General features: G+C 64.3%; 19 protein-coding genes and 2 pseudogenes. 12 read left to right on the forward strand and 9 right to left on the reverse strand.

Going from position 1 to position 18147, the window contains the following annotated elements; genetic code table 11:
• The first annotated feature begins 212 nt into the window (after positions 1-212).
• The 3 genes from ACNQR1_RS36345 to ACNQR1_RS36355 are packed head-to-tail and all read left to right on the forward strand — an operon-like array spanning position 213 to position 3185.
• On the forward strand, positions 213-608 hold the full coding sequence (locus ACNQR1_RS36345; protein ID WP_063840634.1) for an ArsR/SmtB family transcription factor: 396 nt from the start codon (positions 213-215) through the stop codon (positions 606-608).
• Positions 605-2572 (forward strand): heavy metal translocating P-type ATPase, encoded by a 1968-nt coding sequence (locus ACNQR1_RS36350; RefSeq protein ID WP_011891568.1) that lies wholly within the window; start codon positions 605-607, stop codon positions 2570-2572. The genes ACNQR1_RS36345 and ACNQR1_RS36350 overlap by 4 nt, the downstream gene beginning before the upstream one ends.
• 19 nt (positions 2573-2591) lie before the next feature.
• Positions 2592-3185: a cadmium resistance transporter gene (locus ACNQR1_RS36355; RefSeq protein ID WP_011894055.1), complete on the forward strand. Its 594-nt coding sequence runs from the start codon at positions 2592-2594 to the stop codon at positions 3183-3185.
• Between the two features lie 89 nt (positions 3186-3274).
• Here the strand turns inward: ACNQR1_RS36355 and ACNQR1_RS36360 are convergent, their stop codons facing one another.
• The 6 genes from ACNQR1_RS36360 to ACNQR1_RS36385 form a co-directional block, all read right to left on the reverse strand.
• Positions 3275-4138 carry a TniQ family protein gene (locus ACNQR1_RS36360; RefSeq protein WP_011891571.1) on the reverse strand — a complete coding sequence of 288 codons (864 nt, stop codon included), beginning with the start codon at positions 4136-4138 and terminating at the stop codon, positions 3275-3277.
• A 2-nt stretch (positions 4139-4140) separates the two neighbouring features.
• Entirely contained in the window at positions 4141-5154 is a 1014-nt protein-coding gene (locus ACNQR1_RS36365; protein ID WP_011891572.1) for a TniB family NTP-binding protein, read from the reverse strand.
• Positions 5142-7094: a Mu transposase C-terminal domain-containing protein gene (locus ACNQR1_RS36370; protein WP_036372924.1), complete on the reverse strand. Its 1953-nt coding sequence runs from the start codon at positions 7092-7094 to the stop codon at positions 5142-5144. Before ACNQR1_RS36370 ends, ACNQR1_RS36365 begins: the two co-directional genes overlap by 13 nt.
• Before the next feature lie 137 nt (positions 7095-7231).
• Positions 7232-7963 carry a TnsA-like heteromeric transposase endonuclease subunit gene (locus tag ACNQR1_RS36375; protein WP_235718637.1) on the reverse strand — a complete coding sequence of 244 codons (732 nt, stop codon included), beginning with the start codon at positions 7961-7963 and terminating at the stop codon, positions 7232-7234.
• A 195-nt stretch (positions 7964-8158) separates the two neighbouring features.
• Positions 8159-8437, reverse strand: a complete 279-nt coding sequence (locus ACNQR1_RS36380) for a type II toxin-antitoxin system RelE/ParE family toxin (RefSeq protein WP_368569689.1) — start codon at positions 8435-8437, stop codon at positions 8159-8161.
• Positions 8434-8703 (reverse strand): type II toxin-antitoxin system Phd/YefM family antitoxin, encoded by a 270-nt coding sequence (locus ACNQR1_RS36385; RefSeq protein WP_368569691.1) that lies wholly within the window; start codon positions 8701-8703, stop codon positions 8434-8436. Before ACNQR1_RS36385 ends, ACNQR1_RS36380 begins: the two co-directional genes overlap by 4 nt.
• Positions 8704-9045: 342 nt before the next feature.
• Here ACNQR1_RS36385 and ACNQR1_RS36390 point away from each other — a divergent pair, with 342 nt between their 5' ends.
• From ACNQR1_RS36390 to ACNQR1_RS36400, 3 genes and pseudogenes are all read left to right on the forward strand, one after another.
• Positions 9046-10149: a tyrosine-type recombinase/integrase gene (locus tag ACNQR1_RS36390; protein WP_033725362.1), complete on the forward strand. Its 1104-nt coding sequence runs from the start codon at positions 9046-9048 to the stop codon at positions 10147-10149.
• Complete coding sequence (locus ACNQR1_RS36395; protein WP_033725363.1) at positions 10146-10493, forward strand: helix-turn-helix domain-containing protein; 348 nt, start codon at positions 10146-10148, stop codon at positions 10491-10493. The genes ACNQR1_RS36390 and ACNQR1_RS36395 overlap by 4 nt, the downstream gene beginning before the upstream one ends.
• Before the next feature lie 76 nt (positions 10494-10569).
• A pseudogene (locus ACNQR1_RS36400) lies at positions 10570-11970 on the forward strand (hypothetical protein); the annotation flags it as partial.
• A 459-nt stretch (positions 11971-12429) separates the two neighbouring features.
• Here the strand turns inward: ACNQR1_RS36400 and ACNQR1_RS36405 are convergent.
• The gene (locus ACNQR1_RS36405) at positions 12430-12789 is read right to left on the reverse strand and encodes an Rv2640c family ArsR-like transcriptional regulator (protein ID WP_033725383.1); all 360 of its coding nucleotides are present in this window, start codon (positions 12787-12789) and stop codon (positions 12430-12432) included.
• A gap of 103 nt (positions 12790-12892) precedes the next feature.
• Between ACNQR1_RS36405 and ACNQR1_RS36410 the strand changes: the two genes are divergently transcribed.
• The 6 genes and pseudogenes from ACNQR1_RS36410 (at position 12893) to ACNQR1_RS36435 (ending at position 16600) form a co-directional block, all read left to right on the forward strand.
• The gene (locus ACNQR1_RS36410) at positions 12893-13381 is read left to right on the forward strand and encodes an ArsI/CadI family heavy metal resistance metalloenzyme (protein WP_033725364.1); all 489 of its coding nucleotides are present in this window, start codon (positions 12893-12895) and stop codon (positions 13379-13381) included.
• Between the two features lie 107 nt (positions 13382-13488).
• Complete coding sequence (locus tag ACNQR1_RS36415; protein WP_033725365.1) at positions 13489-13854, forward strand: ArsR/SmtB family transcription factor; 366 nt, start codon at positions 13489-13491, stop codon at positions 13852-13854.
• Positions 13851-14897 (forward strand): annotated as a pseudogene (gene arsB, locus ACNQR1_RS36420) (ACR3 family arsenite efflux transporter); the annotation flags it as partial. The gene ACNQR1_RS36415 and the pseudogene arsB, both read left to right, overlap by 4 nt.
• 62 nt (positions 14898-14959) lie before the next feature.
• Entirely contained in the window at positions 14960-15628 is a 669-nt protein-coding gene (locus ACNQR1_RS36425; RefSeq protein WP_033725367.1) for an arsenate reductase ArsC, read from the forward strand.
• A 58-nt stretch (positions 15629-15686) separates the two neighbouring features.
• Positions 15687-16160: a GNAT family N-acetyltransferase gene (locus ACNQR1_RS36430; RefSeq protein WP_088304394.1), complete on the forward strand. Its 474-nt coding sequence runs from the start codon at positions 15687-15689 to the stop codon at positions 16158-16160.
• Positions 16161-16246: 86 nt separating this feature from the next.
• Positions 16247-16600 carry a low molecular weight phosphatase family protein gene (locus ACNQR1_RS36435; RefSeq protein WP_044524883.1) on the forward strand — a complete coding sequence of 118 codons (354 nt, stop codon included), beginning with the start codon at positions 16247-16249 and terminating at the stop codon, positions 16598-16600.
• Positions 16601-16661: 61 nt separating this feature from the next.
• Here the strand turns inward: ACNQR1_RS36435 and ACNQR1_RS36440 are convergent, their stop codons facing one another.
• Positions 16662-17702: a cation diffusion facilitator family transporter gene (locus ACNQR1_RS36440; protein WP_033725373.1), complete on the reverse strand. Its 1041-nt coding sequence runs from the start codon at positions 17700-17702 to the stop codon at positions 16662-16664.
• The gene (locus tag ACNQR1_RS36445; RefSeq protein ID WP_033725375.1) at positions 17699-18118 is read right to left on the reverse strand and encodes an ArsR/SmtB family transcription factor; all 420 of its coding nucleotides are present in this window, start codon (positions 18116-18118) and stop codon (positions 17699-17701) included. The genes ACNQR1_RS36440 and ACNQR1_RS36445 overlap by 4 nt, the downstream gene beginning before the upstream one ends.
• Between the last annotated feature and the right edge of the window lie 29 nt (positions 18119-18147).

An 18147-nucleotide genomic window follows, 5' to 3' on the forward strand; every position in this document is an offset into this window, starting at 1 on the left:
GTGTCCGTTCTCATTTGATCTGACACAGGACCAGTGAGCTGAACTGCGGTGTATCAGATCGGATGAGAATTCCACTTGACCAGCTTTATCAGCCGATCTGATGCACGACCGAATTCGTCTGCGACGCTCGCCGCGACCGGGAGCAGCTCCGAGAATGGCTGTCACGAATGCGCCCCTTTCGCTAAATCGGCTTCGATGGTTATCATCGTTGTGTGACGATGAATAAGCGGGACACCTGCCTGGCCGGCAACACGTCCGACCTCGATGCCGCGGTGGCACTGTTCCACAGTCTCTCCGATGCGACGCGGTTGACGATCGTGCGCCGCCTGGCTGACGGGGAGGCGCGAGTTGTCGATCTGATCGGTGAGCTGGGGTTGGCGCAATCCACCGTCTCCGCGCACGTGGCGTGCCTGCGGGACTGTGGGCTGGTCACCGGCCGCCCAGAAGGCCGTCAGGTGTTCTATTCCTTGTCTCGCCCCGAGCTGCTGGACGTGCTCGCTGCGGCGGAAACGCTGCTGGCGGCCACCGGCAACGCGGTGGCGTTGTGTCCCACCTATGGAACCGGCGCCCGGGGTGCGGCGATCGACACCGAGGAGACGCGGCAATGAGCGATGCCTGTGGCTGCGGCAGCGACGAACCCCGCAGCGCCGAGGAGCAGGAGCGTGAACCCGAACGGCTCTGGCAGATCACAGAATTGCAGTTCGCCGCGCTCTCCGGGGTACTGCTGCTGGCGGCGTTGATCGCCAACCTGGTCGGCGCCGCCGACCCGGTGGTGCTCACGTTGGAGGCAGCGGCGCTGCTGGCCGGCGCCTATACCTTCGTGCCGTCCACCCTGGGGCGGCTGGCCAAGGGCAAGATCGGGGTCGGCACGCTGATGACCATCGCCGCCGTGGGCGCGGTGCTGCTCGGCGAGGTCGGTGAGGCCGCGATGCTGGCGTTCCTGTTCTCCATCAGCGAAGGCCTGGAGGAATACTCGCTGGCCCGCACCCGCCGCGGACTGCGCGCACTACTGTCGCTGGTGCCCGATGAGGCCACCGTTCGCCGCGACGGCACCGAAACAACCATCGCGCCAACAGAATTGCGCATCGGTGACCTCATGGTCGTCAAACCCGGAGAACGAGTCGCCACTGACGGCATCATCACCCGGGGCCGCACCGCCCTGGACCTCTCGGCCATCACCGGCGAATCAGTGCCCGTTGAAGCCGGCCCCGGTGATGAGGTGTTCGCCGGGTCGATCAACGGAGCCGGCGCCCTCGAAGTAGAAGTCAGCACCACCGCCGAGGACAATTCCCTGGCCCGCATCGTGCGCATCGTGGAAGCCGAGCAGTCCCGCAAGGGCGCCGCCCAACGTTTGGCTGACCGCATCGCCAAACCCCTGGTCCCCGCCGTGATGATCGCCGCCGCCCTGATCGCCGTCGCGGGGAGCCTGCTCGGTGACCCCGCCACCTGGATCGAACGCGCTCTGGTGGTGCTGGTCGCCGCCTCGCCCTGTGCTCTGGCGATTTCGGTACCGGTCACGGTCGTCGCCGCCATCGGCGCCGCCAGCAAGCTGGGCGCCCTGGTCAAAGGTGGCGCCGCGCTGGAAGCGCTGGGCAGGATCCGTGGGGTCGCCCTGGATAAGACCGGTACCCTCACCGCCAACCGGCCCACCGTCATCGAGGTGGCCACCACCCCCGACGTCACCCCCGAGCACGTCCTGGACCTCGCGGCCGCCGTAGAGGCCCGCAGTGAACACCCCCTGGCCGCGGCGATCCTGGCCGCCGCCGGCACCGTCACCCCCGCCGCCGACGTCGAGGCAGTCACCGGCGCCGGACTCACCGGCCACCGCGACGGGCACCGCATCCGGCTGGGCCGCCCCGGCTGGCTCGACCGAGGTCCGCTCACCGCCGAGGTCACCCGGATGCAGCAGGCCGGAGCCACCGCCGTCCTGGTCGAAGACAACGGACAGGTGATCGGTGCCATCGCCGTGCGTGACGAATTGCGGCCCGAGGCAACCGAAGTCATCACCCAGCTGCGCCGCGACGGCTACCAGGTGGCGATGCTCACCGGCGACAACCACGCCACCGCGGCCGCCCTGGCCCGCGAAGTCGGCATCGACACCGTGCACGCCGATCTGCGCCCCGAAGACAAAGCCCGACTGATCGAACAGCTCCGCACCCAGCGCCCCACCGCGATGGTCGGCGATGGCGTCAACGACGCCCCCGCACTGGCTACCGCCGACCTCGGCATCGCGATGGGCGCCATGGGCACCGACGTCGCCATCGAAACCGCCGACGTCGCACTCATGGGTGAAGACCTACGCCACCTGCCACAAACATTCACCCATGCCCGCCGCGCCCGACGGATCATGCTGCAAAACGTCGGCCTATCCCTCGGACTGATCATTGTGCTGATGCCGCTGGCTTTGTTCGGGGTGCTCGGGTTGGCCGCCGTCGTGCTCGTCCATGAACTCGCCGAAATCGTGGTCATCGCCAACGGTGTGCGCGCCGGCCGCACCACAGCACTGACCGCACTCACCGCACAGCGGTCAACCAACCTAGCCACCGCGACCGCAGTGGGTGCCCCGTCGTGACCACCGATGGCACACACCCATGATCCTGTCGTCGGTTCTGCCCGCGATCGGGCTGTTCATCGTCACCAACATCGACGACATCATCGTGCTTTCACTGTTCTTCGCCCGCGGCGCAGGACAACGCGGGACCACCTCCCGGATCACCGCCGGCCAATACCTGGGATTCGCTGGAATTCTCGGCGCCGCCGTCCTCGTGACCCTAGGTGCGGGCGCATTCCTGCCGCCCGACGTCATCCCGTTCTTCGGACTCATCCCCCTCGCCCTGGGACTGAAGGCGGCTTGGCAAGCCTGGCGCGGAAACGGTGACGATGATGGTGACGCGAAGGTTGCGGGCAAGACCGTCAGCGTCTGGGCGGTCGCTGGCGTGACCTTCGCCAACGGCGGCGACAACGTCGGCGTCTACGTCCCGGTCTTCCTCAGCGTCGGACACGCAGCCGTCGTGGCCTACTGCGTCGTCTTCCTTCTTCTCGTCGGGGTGCTGGTGGTCATCGCCAGATATGTTGCCACCCGCCGCCCGATCGCGGAGATCCTCGAACGATGGGAACACATCCTGTTCCCGATTGTTCTGATCGGACTGGGTATTGTCATCCTGATCGGCGGCCTAGCTTTCTAGCTCGTCTAGTATTTCCATCTACGTATGCCTCACGGTCGGCTGGCAATGGGTTTTCCTACGAATATGGTTGCAAGATAAAGACTTTTGCATCAGGTATGAACGATCATTGATTTATCGCGGGACTTCCGGATGATCTGCTGGTTGTTCAGCCAGCCGTCGAGGGCCGCGGTGGTCGCCGTCTCATCCTCGGCGCCGAACACTGCGTTCGCGGCTGCCAAGAGAGCTACGCGGGCGACACTGGGATCGCCGGTGCGGTTCAACAATGCTGGCCGCTGGTCAATGATGACTGCGGCCATCCGGACTGTTTCGACGTAGGTGGCGATGTGCAGGTTGACCGTTGAGATGCTGGCCCATCGCCCCCGTAATGCGATACCGGTGGCCGCGCTATCACCGAGACCGTCATCCCGTCGGAATCGGCGCTGCCGCAGCACTATACGTGATGCGTCGTTGATCGCTAGCTCAACGATGTCGGGGGCATTGCGCTTGGCCAGGGCATGATGTGCCCTGGCAGATCGGGCAACAGCTGGATGGTGTTTCAGTGACATCTGATCGTCCCATCGCTGGGCGGAGGGGCCAATCCAGCGGCCGTGGCGATGACAGACGGTGAGGTGGTCGGGCAACCAGCAATGGACCGGCTGGGGCACCCCTCGCCGTGCTGTGCAGTACCGGCAAATCGGGCGGGCACGTGCCCGCTGGCGGGTGAGATCACGTTCATCAGCGGTCAGGCCCCGCAGTCGGGCGCAGAGGACATGTCGTGGGTAGCCGCTGAGGCGGGCGAGGCGCTCAGGGTCGACGTAATGGCTCTCGCGTGCGGCGTAGTCGCGCAGGCTTTGGGGTGGGATTCTGTTGGCGTGGGCGAGTCGGGTGGTGAAGGAGTACACGGTCTCATCGCGAAATGCGGTGACTGACTGCGGAAGTGGTCGTGGTGGGAGTCGGGGCCAGTCGGTGATCACTGCTATCCGGCGCTGCGTTGGGCTGAGGCCTGAGCCGCGTAGTCGATGAGGACGCTGTCCAAGCCCTCGCGGTCGATGTGTTCGGTGTGGTCCAGCATTGCCCGGATGGCTGCCGAGCGGATGAGGTGGGCGAGGCTTCCGATCATTCCGCCGGTGCGCTGGTGCAGGTGTTTCGTCTGGCGCACGAGCGTGCCCGGCTCGTGTCGGTGCAGTCGCAGGGTTCCCTCCATCGCGGCGACCAGAGCCCGCCACTCCTGCCCATACGGGAAGGCCGCTGTGTTGATGACACCGCAGCGCCCGGCAAGCTGGCGGCCGCGAGTACCGGTAAACACTCCGGAGCGTTCGACGTCAATGCCGGCGTAGACGAAGGTCGCGGGCAGGTGTTCGGTGAAGTACTTGAGGTGATCGGAAAGTTCTTCTCCGGCACGGGTATCGAGATTGAGGTTATGGATCTCGTCGACGACCACTATGTCGGTACGCGCATCGATGAGCACTTGGCACACCGCGTCGGCGATATCGGTGACGTTCATCCGTCGTACCGGTGGAAGCCCGAGGAAGCGGGCGAATTCCATTGCGAGCTTGCGTGCTGAGCCCTTCGGTGGAGCGGTCACGTAGACGACAGGGATGCGGGTTTTGTCCGAGTAACGGGTGCGGATCCGAAGTTCGTGGAACCGGCCGAGTTGTTTGATGGCCGTGGTCTTTCCGGTGGCTGCGCCACCGGAGACGATCAGCCCTCGCCGGGCGCCGATCTCGCGTTGATTCAGCAAAGTGAGCAGCTGACCCTCGTTGGTGATCTTCTGGATCGCCGAGGTGGTCACCACGACGAGCTCGGAATGGTGGGCCACCCTGGCCTCGTTGTAGGCGATCCGATCAGCATCGTCGAGATCGGACCAGTCTTGGTCGGGCAGCAAGGTGAATTCAGGCCGGTCAGCGTCAATGAACCGTCGCCACCCTTCCAGGGTTGTCGTCGGCTGCCGGCGCTCCTCGAGTTGACTGATCGGACTCACCAATGCCACTGCTCGGCCTCCTTACGTGCGTCGAACACCGGCAACGGGATGACATCAGCAAGATCGTCATCGTCGGAGTTCGCTGGCCTGTCGGTGCTCACCTCAGACGGTTCCTGGTTCTGGTTGGTGCCCTCGACACTGGGGTGTGGCCAGGACGGCTCGGGGATGGATCGGGCCCTGGCGGCTGCGCGTCGAGCTGCTGGCGGGTCCTGCTGGGTGTCGGGGCCGCGTTCGGCACGGTCCAGCAGGGCGTCGGCCGCCGCCGCGATCTCGGCTTCGGTCACCGGATCTGCGCCCCTTTCGGCGACGATCGCTTGGGCCTGTTTCCACACGGTGTCCCCGAACGGCACTGCAGCGGTGCGCATGTGGGTCCAGGTCGCGGTGATCCAACCGTCGTCGTGGTGATTGCGAACCCAAATCTGAGAGACGTCATAGGGGTCGTAATGAACCTCCCACCGGCCGTTGCGGGAACGAACCCCAGAGTCGACTCGCCGGTACGGGTTCAATGCCCGGGCATCGTAGGTCCGGTGATTGACCCGGATACCCGCTGAGCCGATGGTGCGCCACGTCGCGGGCAACAACTCGATGTAAGCATCAGCGCTCAGAGGCACCGGGACGTAACCAGCGACTTCGACCAGGGCCGCGAACTTCTCGTTCGGCGTCAGCGCTTTGCCCGGGGTCACCGGGTCACGTAGTCCGTCGTGGGGACGGTTCTGCCACACCGCGACGAGCCACTCATCGAGCAACGCCTGCAGTTCCACCAGCGACCACACTGCGTCCTGGTCGGCGTTCTTGCCGCGACGTTCCACGCTGGAACCGACATACCCGGCGACATACTGGGCGAACAATGTACCCACCGACTGCAGGGTGCGTTCCACCTTCGGTTTGTCGGTGGGCTGATCCGGATGAGCGGGTTGCAGGTTGATGCCCAGTGAGCAGCACGCCTGCTCAAATGTCTTGGAGAGAAACGCTTTCCCGTGATCACAGACGATGGTCTCGGGAGCGATCACCGGGCGAGCCGCGGCATCGGCGAGCCGTTGATCGATATCGGTCAAACGCCGATGCGGCAACACCGAGCGTGACAACCGCAACGCATCGGACCAACCCGGGCGCATCGGCTCTGGGGTCAGCGCCTTGGCCAACAGCAGCGCGGCATCGACGGCCTTGGTGGTGGGCCGCAGAACTGCCGCCGGGATCGAGCGGGTGACGTTGTCGACCATGGCGGTCAGCTCCACCCGATCGACTACACCGTCGTCAAGGACCACCCGCACGTCCAGCGGGGTGGAGTCGATTTCCACCATTTCACCGGGACGGGCCGCGGTTACCGTGCCGAAGGGGCCGTCGGGTTGCTTGGCCAATGACCTGCGAGTACGGGCGGAACCGAAGGTGTGTTTGCCTTCCTCCAGGCGTTTGACGAGCCGGTAGAAGGTCGCCTGTGACGGGGCCTTCGGGGCGTCGTCGGGACCGTATTCGGCCAACAGCGCCTTCTCCAGCTTGCGCTGAAGTCTGCTCACCGTGCCGGTTGATAGCTCAGTTTCGTTGTCGATCAGACGCCGGACCACGGCAACGACACGCTCATCGACACGGCCCAACACTGGACGTTTGGCGAGATAGCGGCCGTCCACCAATCCCAGAAGACCTTTGGCCTCGTAGCGAGATCGCTGACGCTGCAGGGTGATCAACGCCAGATCGTGACCGGCTGCTCGAAGCTCCTCAAGCTTGGTCAGCTCCCTCTGGCGAAGGGATCGGACCGCCGGATCGAACTCTGGCCGGATTGGCTGCCCAGGCGGACTTTCGGGTCGGCGCCCGGTCAATACCTCAACGATGTGCTGCTCCCACCATCGTGCGCGATCAGCGACCTCCTCGGGGACACCTTCGAGCGCCTCAACAGACCACAGCACCGGTCGTGACCCCGCCAGAACCTCCAGAGTCGAATCGGCCAATACCATCGACAGGGGAACGGTTGTGCGTTCACCAACAGCGTCGACAAGCCGTACCGATCCTCCGGCCAGACTTGCGACCGTGAAAACCCGTGAACCTAGACGGATTTCATCGCCTTCACGGATCACACCGCCTCGAAGCGAACTCATAACGCTGCCGCGCTCACTGCCGTCCGATCGTCGAGGACCGTCCGGGACAGATCGACCACCAAGCGTCGATGCCAGAGCAGATGGAACAGCACAGGCAGCACCACCAGCGGGTCGCCCACCGCCGTCGCGCCCTCCAGAAGGGGCTGCTCGCGGGCGAAACAGCTCAACAGTTCTGCCGCCACGCCAGGTCGCAACGCTCTCGGATGCCGGTACCCAGACAGCCACCGCAGGTTCGCCGCCAGCACAGGGTCCAATACACCGACGCGCCGGTACTGCCAGCCGGCCGCAATGCACACGACCTCCGAGCGGGCGAACAACTCCGCATCAGACTCAGGAATCCGGTCATCGGGACGAACATCGACGATCACGACCGTGCCGTCGGATCTGCGAGCGTAGTAGTCGGGCACATGATGACGGCCATCGGGCCATCGCAGCCGAAAAGGTTGGGAGGCAACGCCAACGGTTTCAGGATTAGCATCCAATGCCATCAGCTGATCCCGCTCAACCCACGATTCATAACCGATGTGCCGGCGCGTCGTCGCGAACCACCACAGCCCAGGAAAATTCCGTTGCCCACGAAACGACGGAAACGACCGCACCGGCTCGCAATCGACATCGAACCGGATCCCATGAGCCAACTCCAATGGAAGACGGGAAGTCCCATCCACGTCGGCTACCTCAAACACCGCATCGCACCGGCCCGCGGCAACAGCATCACCGGCCAGCATCGACATGCCCAGAACGGTACCGGCTGTATCAGATCAAATGAGAAAGGCGCGCCGATGTGTCACATCAAATGAGAATGCTTCAGATCGGATGAGAACTGACAGCACGGACGCCAACTCGGTAGTTCCGCCGCGATTCCGACTGCCATACAGGAGAATTCGTCACGGTGACGATTTGTTGCGGTGCGCCTGGATAGCTTAGGTGGGGCGGTAGATGTGCGCCCGGTGCTCAACACGACCAATGAGGAGCGCGTGGTCGTCGTCGAGGATCCGGAACGTGACGCGATAGTCGCCTCGCCGGGCCACCCGCCAGCCGGCCAGCTCGTGACGCAGCGGCTTGGACATCCGGTATGGATCCGTGGACAGCGTTGCGGTGACGAACTCGGCGATCGCGGCCGCGACTTTGTGTGGCAGTCGATCGAGCGCCCGGACAGCACTGGGCGCCAGCCGCACCGACCATGGCTGGTCGCCACTCACGACAGGCCGTAGCGTTTGCGCAGATCCTCACCGGTGACAGTGTTGCCGGCAGCGTAGTCGGCGTCGGCCTGGTTGAGCTCGTCGACGATTCCCGGGGTCCGCAGCGCGTGCAGGGTCTCATTGAGCGAGTCGAGGTCGTCTGCGGACATCAAGACCGCGGCGGCCCGACCGTGTCGAGTAATACGGATGATCTCGTGCGTGCTGTCTGCCTCGTCGACCAGCGCGGAGAGTTTGTCCTTGGCTTCACTGAGCGGTACCGTCTTCATGGCCCGATACTAGCCTAAATCTTGGCCCATAACTAGCCAAATATTTAGCCGATAATAAGTAATTATGTCAGGTTAAAGTCTCCGTTTTCATCAGATGAATCATTTCCGGCCCGATCGCCCCGATTGGCATGGGCGCCGTCATTCCGGGGATTCCAGGCGAAAGTCGTTGGCCCACTGAAGTTGTGGGTCAACACGACGGGCCTGCTACGCCGGTAGTTGCGCGGGGTCGCCTCGACGCGCTGATAAAAGCCTCCTGGAAGCGATGGCTCTACCTGCACCGATGTGGTAATGATTCATTAGATGATTCAATGATGCATCAGATGAGACAGCCTGGAGGCCGGTTTGCCTGTCGATAAGAGCGGTCGCGTGTACCTCGTCGGCTCGGTCCCCCTGCTGCATCCCGAGGTCCAAACCGTCGACGAGATGCTGGATGGGTGGCGCAACCAGCAACTATGTCGAAACCTCGATCACGACACGATCGCCGGTCGGATCGCACTCGTCCGCCGCTTCATCGCCGACACCAACGAGTTCCCTTGGTCGTGGACGCCGGCCATCGTCGAGGAGTTTTTCGGTGACCTCCGCAGCATCAAGGCTGTCAAGCAGTCCACCGTGCGGGGCTACCAGAACGGGCTGCGGTTGTTCTGCTCCTATATTGCCGATCCTGACTATGGCTGGGACCGGGTGTGCGAACAGCGCTTTGGTACGCACCCCGCGCAGGTGTTCTTTGCCTGGAACACCGCAACGCACGTCCAGGACAATGAGCAGTCCCCCGAGAAGCGGCCGTTCACCAAGCAGGAGCTGCAGATTTTCTTCGACCACGCCGATGATCAGGTCACGCTGATCGCCAACTCGAACAGGAAGGGGTGGCTGCCGGCCTACCGGGATTCGGTGATGTTCAAGGTCGCCTACTCCTATGGGCTGCGCTTCAACGAGCTGCGCCACCTGCAGACTGTCGACTTCTCCCGCAATCCCCATGCCGCGGAGTTCGGCCGTTACGGCGCGGTCCTGGTCCGCTACGGCAAGGCCAAGAAGGGTTCGCCGCCCAAGCGTCGCACCGTGCTGACAGTCTTCGATTGGACGCCGGAGATCATCGCCGACTGGCTGGCTCACGGCCAGCCCTACATCGACGACAGCATCGATCTGTTCCCTAGTGAGCGGGGCTCACTGGTCGCCGAGAACACCCTGCTGCGCCGGTTTCGGCGCTACTGCAAAGATCTCGGCCTGGCCGAGGGCCTGGATCTGCATTCGTTTCGCCGCTCCTACATCACCCACCTCATCGAGGACGGCTGGGACGCCAAGTTCGTCCAGGACCAGGCCGGCCACGAATTCGCCAGCACCACATCGCTGTACACCAGTGTTGGCAGCGACTTTCGGACCCGCACCCTGCGCCGCGTGCTCGACCAGACCATCAAGGATGCGCTCTCGCTGGGAGAGGAAACCTCATGAAACGCGAAGTCGACTACAGCTGGCGACTGGCCGAGCTCATGGCCGCTCATGGCATGCACAACAGCACCGACCTGATCCCCCGGCTCGCCGAGCGTGGGATACAGCTGTCCCGGCCCCAGGTGTACCGCGTCGTTCATCAACGGCCCGAACGTGTCTCACTGCAGCTGATGGCGGCGTTGTGCGACATCCTGGGCTGCGGCGTCGAAGACCTGGTCACAGTAACCGCCACCGACGTCCGCCGCCGCAAGACCGCCTCGGGCACGACCCCGCCCGCGCCGAACGTCGTCGAACTCAACAAATCGGTCCGACCACGGCGCGCCCGAGTCATCACCGATGACCATTGACCCAAAGCCCCGCTCGACACGACGTGGAAGGCCACCGGTCACTGATGGTGACCAAGAGTGCAGCAGGTGCCACCGCATGGCCAACAAACTGCGGGTGTATTGGCCCGGTGATCAGCTCTGCCACAGCTGCTTCTACGCCGCGATGCGCACGCATGGCATCTGCCCGCTCTGCGGCCACGATGGCGTCCTACCAGGACGCGCGAACCACACCGACCCACGGCCGGTCTGCCTGACCTGCTCCGGCATCCCCGGCAACTTCACCTGCCGGACCTGCAAACAGGAAGGCGAGATCTACCGCAACGGCGTTTGCGCCCGATGCGCACTGCGCGATGACCTCTGCCGGATCCTGTTGCACCACCCGGCAGACTCTGCCGCGATGGAGACCCTCATCGAAGTACTGTGCGGCGTGGACCGGCCCGAGAGCATCCTGACCTGGAAACGCAGCCAGAAGGTCCTGGAAATGCTCGGCGGGATCACCTCCGGCGCAATACCACTCACCCACGACGGCCTCACTGCAGCGGGCCGCGGCAAACACATCGGCCACCTACGATCGATCCTGGAGCACCATGGACTGCTCCCACCACGAGACGAACACCTGGCACGCTTCGAAGAATGGTTGAGCGCCAAACTGGGCGCCGTCGCTTCACCGGCAGTCCGCGCACCGATTGAGCAGTTCGCCACCTGGCACCACCTACGTCGGTTACGCAGTGAGTCCCAGCCCGGCCAATCATCCGACGGACCGAAGCGATCCGCGAAACAAGAGATCACCGAGACCATCAAATTCCTCACCTGGCTCGAGAACACCCATGGCCGCACCGCCGTGGACTGCACACAGCACGACGTCGACGAATATCTCGCATCGGGACCCACCACCCGCCACTTGATCAGAACATTCTTCGTCTGGGCCAAGAGCAGCAGGATCAATACCGGAGTGCAGATCGGATTCCGGCAGGCCAGAACAACCCCGACAATCACCCAAGAACAGCGACTGGCCTGGCTCAAGGAACTGCTCACCGGCAACGCCGAAAGCCTTCCCTATCGCGTGGCCGGCGTCCTCGTGCTGCTCTACGCACAACCACTCACCAAAATCGCTGCCCTGCAGAGCACCGTTATCTCCCAAGCCGACGGGCAAACGCTCATCGCGCTGGGCAAACAGCCCATCCCGGTGCCCGAACCGTTCGCCTCACAGCTCAACTACCACCTTCGCCATCGACCCAATCTGCGCACCACCGGCGGAGCCGTCGGCACCCCCTGGATGTTCCCCAGCAGCAGACCGGGCTGGCACCTGGACCCACAAACGATCATGCACCGGCTTCGATGGGTGGGCATCAACACGCTGGGCTCACGCAACACCGCGTTGAAGGAACTCGTCGCCCAGGTCCCCGCTCCCCTGGTCGCCGAGATGCTCGGATACAGCGACCAAGTCACCCAAAAACATGCTGCGGACGCCGGCAACACCTGGGCCGCCTACGCATCCACCGCACCCGAACGGAGCAGCGTGATTCCTCCGCGACAGCAGCCGCAGCCTGTTCCTCACTTTGCGCACGCTGACAACGGTGACCAACTGACCTTAGACCTCACCGATGACGACATCGACGATGGTGCTCCCCCAGCCAGTCCCGTTCAGGCTCTCCTCGATGCCCTTGATGGCGCAGCGGACACCGTCACGCAAGCACGGGCCGCTGTCACCGCAGCCGAAGAGGAACTCGCACAGGCTGTGCTACACGCCTATCGCTCCGGGTTCACTTGGACGAGAATTGCTGCGAGACTGGGTATCTCGCCGCAGGCTGCACACCAACGGTGGGCGGCACGGGCCCGCAACCCGGCCGAGCACGACAGGCCGGGCAACGCTCACGACACGCAGGATCCGTAACGAACTTGGCCCTCACGCAGGACCGCGGTGATCGCACTACATGTGGCCGCTCGGCGGGATCATCTACTGGCAGCAATTCGGGTCGAGCACCACACACAGTGCTTGCAGGGCTTCGGGTTTCACCCGGTGAAAGACGTTCATGCCACGCCGATCGGAGATCACCAGGCCAGCCTTGCGGAGCTGCCCGAGGTGATGGCTGACCGTGGATTCGGCCAGGTCGAGTACCGCGGCCAGCTCCCCGCTAGTCTCCTCCCCAGGGCGCGAACTGAACAGCAGCGACATGATCTTCACGCGCATCGGATCAGCCAGGGCCTTCAGGCGCATCGCCACCTCCAGGGCGTCGGCGTCGCTGAGCGGTCCGGCGGCCACCGGGGCGCAGCACACCGGGGCGGACATGTCGATCACGGGCAGCGCTTTGGGCATGACATCCATCCTGCCACAATTCTTGACATATATCGAAAAGGTGGCATGCTGAGCACTGACGCGTCAGTTCGATATATGTCTCATCAGTGGTTGGAGGCCCATCATGTCCCGTGTTCAGTTAGCGCTCAACGTCGATGATCTCGACGAGGCGATCACGTTCTACACCAAACTCTTTGGCGTTTCCCCCGCCAAGGTCAAGCCCGGTTACGCCAACTTCGCGGTCACCGAGCCGCCGCTGAAGCTGGTGCTGCTCGAAAACCCAGGCAAGGGCGGCACCATCAACCACCTCGGGGTCGAGGTCGAATCCAGCGAGACGGTGCACGCCGAGATCGCCCGCCTGACCGGCGAAGGGCTGTTCACCGATGAGGAGATCGGCACGACCTGTTGTTTTGCCACCCAGGACAAGGTCTGGGTGACCGGCCCGGCCGGAGAGAAATGGGAGGTCTACACGGTGCTGGCCGACTCCGAGACATTCGGCACCAATCCCCAGCTTCTCGCCGAGGGTGAGGCTGCCGAGGGTGGAGTCTGCTGCGGCGGAACTGCCGCCGCCGACGCGGAGCCCCAAGCGGCGAAGACGTCGGCCTGCTGCTGAGCGGGATCCGCGCCACGACACCAGGGGCCCACCATCACACGATGGTGGGCCCCTGGTCATTGGTGGCCTGGCTTGACGGCTAGTTCGATAAGTATCAATATTGATGTATGTCGAAATCATCTGATCCGGTCGACGACGCGTGCTGCCCACCCGGAGCACTACTGGGGGAACCCCTCTCGGCCGCAGAGGCCGCAGATATGGCAGTCAAACTCAAGGCCCTGGCCGATCCGGTTCGGCTGCAGTTGTTCTCGGCGATCGCCAGCCACGCCGGCGGCGAGGCCTGCGTCTGCGACATCTCGGCCGGGGTGGAGGTCTCCCAACCCACCGTGAGTCATCACCTCAAGGTGCTGCGCGACGCCGGCCTGCTCACCTCGCAGCGTCGGGCCTCGTGGGTGTATTACGCGGTGGTGCCCGACGCACTGGCCAGCCTGGCCGTGCTACTCGGCGCGACGTTGGCGGGGGTGCCGGCATGACCGACACCAGCACTGCGCCGCCGGTCGTCGGCAAGCTCTCCACCCTGGATCGGTTCCTGCCGGTCTGGATCGGCGCCGCCATGGTCGCCGGCCTGCTGCTGGGCCGCTGGATCCCCGGCTTGAACACCGCGCTGGAAAGCGTTCAGCTGGACGGTATTTCACTGCCCATCGCCCTGGGCCTGCTGATCATGATGTATCCCGTGCTGGCCAAAGTCCGCTACGACCGCCTCGACACCGTCACCGGAGACCGCAAACTTCTGCTCTCCTCGCTGGTGTTGAACTGGGTGCTCGGCCCGGCGTTGATGTTCGCGCTGGCCTGGATGCTGCTGCCCGACCTGCCCGAATACCGCACCGGACTGATCATCGTCGGGCTGGCCCGCTGCATCGCCATGGTCATCATCTGGAACGACCTGGCCTGCGGAGACCGCGAAGCCGCCGCAGTCCTGGTGGCACTCAACTCGATCTTCCAGGTCATCATGTTCGCGGTGTTGGGCTGGTTCTATCTGTCAGTGCTGCCTGGCTGGCTCGGCCTGGAACAGACCACCATTTCGACTTCACCGTGGCAGATCGCCAAATCCGTGCTCATCTTCCTCGGCATCCCACTGCTGGCCGGCTACCTCTCTCGCCGGATCGGAGAAAAGACGAAAGGCCGCGACTGGTACGAGGCCAAGTTCCTACCCCGGATCGGGCCCTGGGCGCTCTACGGGCTGCTGTTCACCATCGTGATTCTCTTTGCCCTGCAAGGCGATCAGATCACCAACCGACCCCTGGATGTGGTCCGCATCGCCCTGCCCCTGCTCGCCTACTTCGCGATCATGTGGGGCGGTGGCTACCTGCTCGGCACCATCTTGGATCTCGGCTACGAGCGCACCACCACCCTGGCGTTCACCGCCGCCGGCAACAACTTCGAACTTGCGATCGCCGTGGCGATCGCCACCTACGGCGCCACCTCCGGCCAAGCCCTGGCCGGCGTCGTGGGCCCGCTGATCGAAGTCCCGGTCCTGGTCGCCCTGGTCTATGTCTCGCTGGCGCTACGCAAACGATTCCACCACCACACCCCCCAACACCTGCCCACCGGCTCGACGACGAGAACGGAACCCACACCATGACTGACAGCCCCGTCACTCACCAACTGCGCGACGACCTCTCGATCGACCAACAGCTCGCCTTGAAGACCGCGGCGACCCGGCTGCACGGCGAGTTCGATGGCACATTCGGCACCGAGACCATCGAACGGTTCCTCTGCTCGTCCTACGACCAATTCGCCGGTCGCGCCACCATTCCCAACTTCCTGCCGCTGCTGGCCGAACGGTTCGCCCGCCAACGCCTGCACGCCCTGGCACGGGTCGAAGGCAAGATCAGCGACGGCAAGCCCACCGTGCTGTTCCTCTGCACACACAACGCCGGCCGCTCGCAGATGGCGCTCGGTTACTTCACCCATTACGCCGGCGACAACGCGATCGCCTGGTCGGGGGGTTCTGAACCCGGAAACGAGATCAACCCGGCCGCGATCGCTGCCATGGCCGAGGTCGGTATCGACATCACCAGTGAATACCCCAAACCCTGGACCGACGAAATCGTGGCTGCCGCCGACGTTGTCATCACCATGGGCTGCGGGGACGCCTGCCCGATCTTCCCCGGAAAACGCTACGAGAATTGGGAACTGCCCGACCCGGCCGGCCAAGGCCTCGACGCTGTGCGCCCAATCCGCGACCAAATCGACCAACGCATCCACCAACTGTTGGCCCAGCTGAACGTCGCAGTCACCCCGTGACCATCGCACCGCACGAGCATCCGTCGCGATGATCCGCAGTCAACATCAGGTGGCGCCAATGACCGCCGACCATGCCGATGCCGTCCTGGCGATCTACCAAGCCGGGATCAACACCGCAAACGCCACCTTCGACCTCAATGCTCCGGACTGGGCAACCTTCGACACCGAACACCTCCCGGATCACCGCTTCGTCGCCACCGACTCCGACGGACACGTCATGGGATGGGCTGCCGCTGCACCTGTCTCATCACGGTGCGTGCATGCCGGGGTGATAGAGCTCAGTGTGTATGTCGCCGAGCACGCTCGCGGCCAAGGTATCGGGACACTGCTGCTGCAGTCTCTGATCTCCTCCAGCGAGAACGCCGGAATCTGGACCCTGCAAAGCCAGGTGTTTCCCGAGAACACCGCCACTCTCGCCCTTCACCACCGGGCCGGATTCCGCGTCGTCGGCGTGCGCGAGCGCCACGGCCGACACCACGGCCACTGGCGTGACGTCATCCTCCTCGAGCGGCGCAGCCCGCACATCATCTGACCGCCCACAACGAAGGAGAACACCCGGTGACCAACTCACCCCCAACCGTCCTGTTCGTCTGCGTCAGCAACGCCGGAAAATCAGTGATGGCAGCAGGACTCATGCACCACATCGCAGGAACAGCCATTCACGTCGCCTCGGCGGGCACCCACGCCAAGACCGCCGTCAACGACCTCTCAGCGCAGGCATTGGCCGAAGTTGGCGTCGACATCAGCGGCCACCAGCCCGTCCAACTCACCGATCAGATGCTCGACGATGCGGACCTGGTGGTCATCGTCGGCACCCAAGCCGAACTCGGCAACCACCCTGGCACCACCATCCAGCGATGGGACACCGACGAACCCTCACTCCGCGGCATCGACGGAATCGAACGCATGCGAATTATCCGCGACGACATCAACACCCGCGTCCAGAACCTCGCCGCCAGTCTCAGCGACTAGCCATCCAGACAGAGCCGCAGTGACAACTCGCCTCCCGGTGTTTCGCGGGAAGGTGCTCGACTCAGGTGGTGGGGCTTGCGGGGTAGGCGTGGACCAGTGCGCTCGATAGTTTCGGAATGGCGTGGGTGAGGGCGTGTTCGGCGTCGTGGGCGATCTGATGGGCGTTGGTGAGGCTGGTGGACGGGTCGATGTCCAGTTCGGCGTCGGCGTGGATGCGGTGTCCGATCCAGCGCATTTTGACGCTGCGCACAGCGGTGACACCGGGTTCGGCGGCCAGCGTGGTCTCTGCGGCGGCGACGAGTGCGGGGTCGATGGCATCCAGTAGGCGTCGGAACACGTCGCGTGCGGCAGTGCGCAGTACCGCCAAGATCGCCACGGTGATGAGCACGCCGATGATGGGGTCGGCCAGCGGGAAGCCTAGGGCGACGCCGCCGGCGCCGAGCAGCACGGCCAGGGAGGTGAAGCCATCGGTACGGGCGTGCAGCCCGTCGGCGATCAGGGCGGCCGACCCGATTTGGCGTCCGACGCGGATGCGGTAGACCGCGACGAGTTCGTTGCCGATGAAGCCGACCAGCCCGGCCACGGCGACCCATCCGAGGTGTTGGATCGGAACCGGGTTGATCAGCCGGCGAACGGATTCGATGCCGGCGATGATGGCCGAGAGAGTGATCATCGCGACCACGAAGAGTCCGGCCAGGTCTTCGGCGCGGCCGTAGCCGTAGGTGTAGCGGCGGGTGGCGGCCTTGGTGCCCAGCGCGAAAGCGATCCACAGCGGGATGGCGGTCAGGGCGTCGGAGAAGTTGTGGATGGTGTCGGCCAGCAAGGCTACCGACCCGGAGATCACGACGATTACCAGCTGCGCGATGGAGGTCGCTGCGAGCGCGAGGAGGCTAATCTTGACTGCGCGGATGCCCGCGGCACTGGATTCCAGGGCCCCGTCGATGCTGTCGGAGGCGTCATGGCTGTGCGGGGCGAAGATCTCCTTGATCGCTGCGCGCAGGCCTTTGGGGTGATCGTGGCCGTGATCTAAGCCGTGGTCGTGACCGGCGTGTTCACCGTGGTCATGTCCGACAGCCGCGGCGGGTCGGGCCTTGTGCATCATGTGCGGCGTCCCTTCGATCGGATCGGCGTGGGGTCGACGGTGGCGGGATGCAGGGTGGCCAGGTCGGCGGCGTCGCGGTGATGGCCCGGCACATCTGGTCCGGCGTGTTCGGCGTTGAACACCGCGTCGGTGACAAGTTGACCGATGTGGTCGTTGTCGAGGCTGTAGAAGATCGTGGTGCCCTCGCGGCGGGTCCGCACCAGCCGCGCCATCCGCAGCTTCGCCAAATGCTGAGATACCGACGGCGCTGGTTTGCCGATATGGGTCGCCAGGTCGTTGACCGACATCTCGCGGCTCACCAGCGCCCACAGCACCTGAACTCGAGTGGCATCGGCCAACATCCGGAACACCTCGACCACCAGATCGACCTGGTCGTCGGGCAGCCGACGACTACAAGCCCCTTTATCTGCATTCATGCGCAGATAATAGTAGGAGTATGGAGCGA

Origin of the sequence: Mycobacterium sp. 48b (genome assembly GCF_048282725.1) — a bacterium.
Lineage (GTDB): Bacteria > Actinomycetota > Actinomycetes > Mycobacteriales > Mycobacteriaceae > Mycobacterium.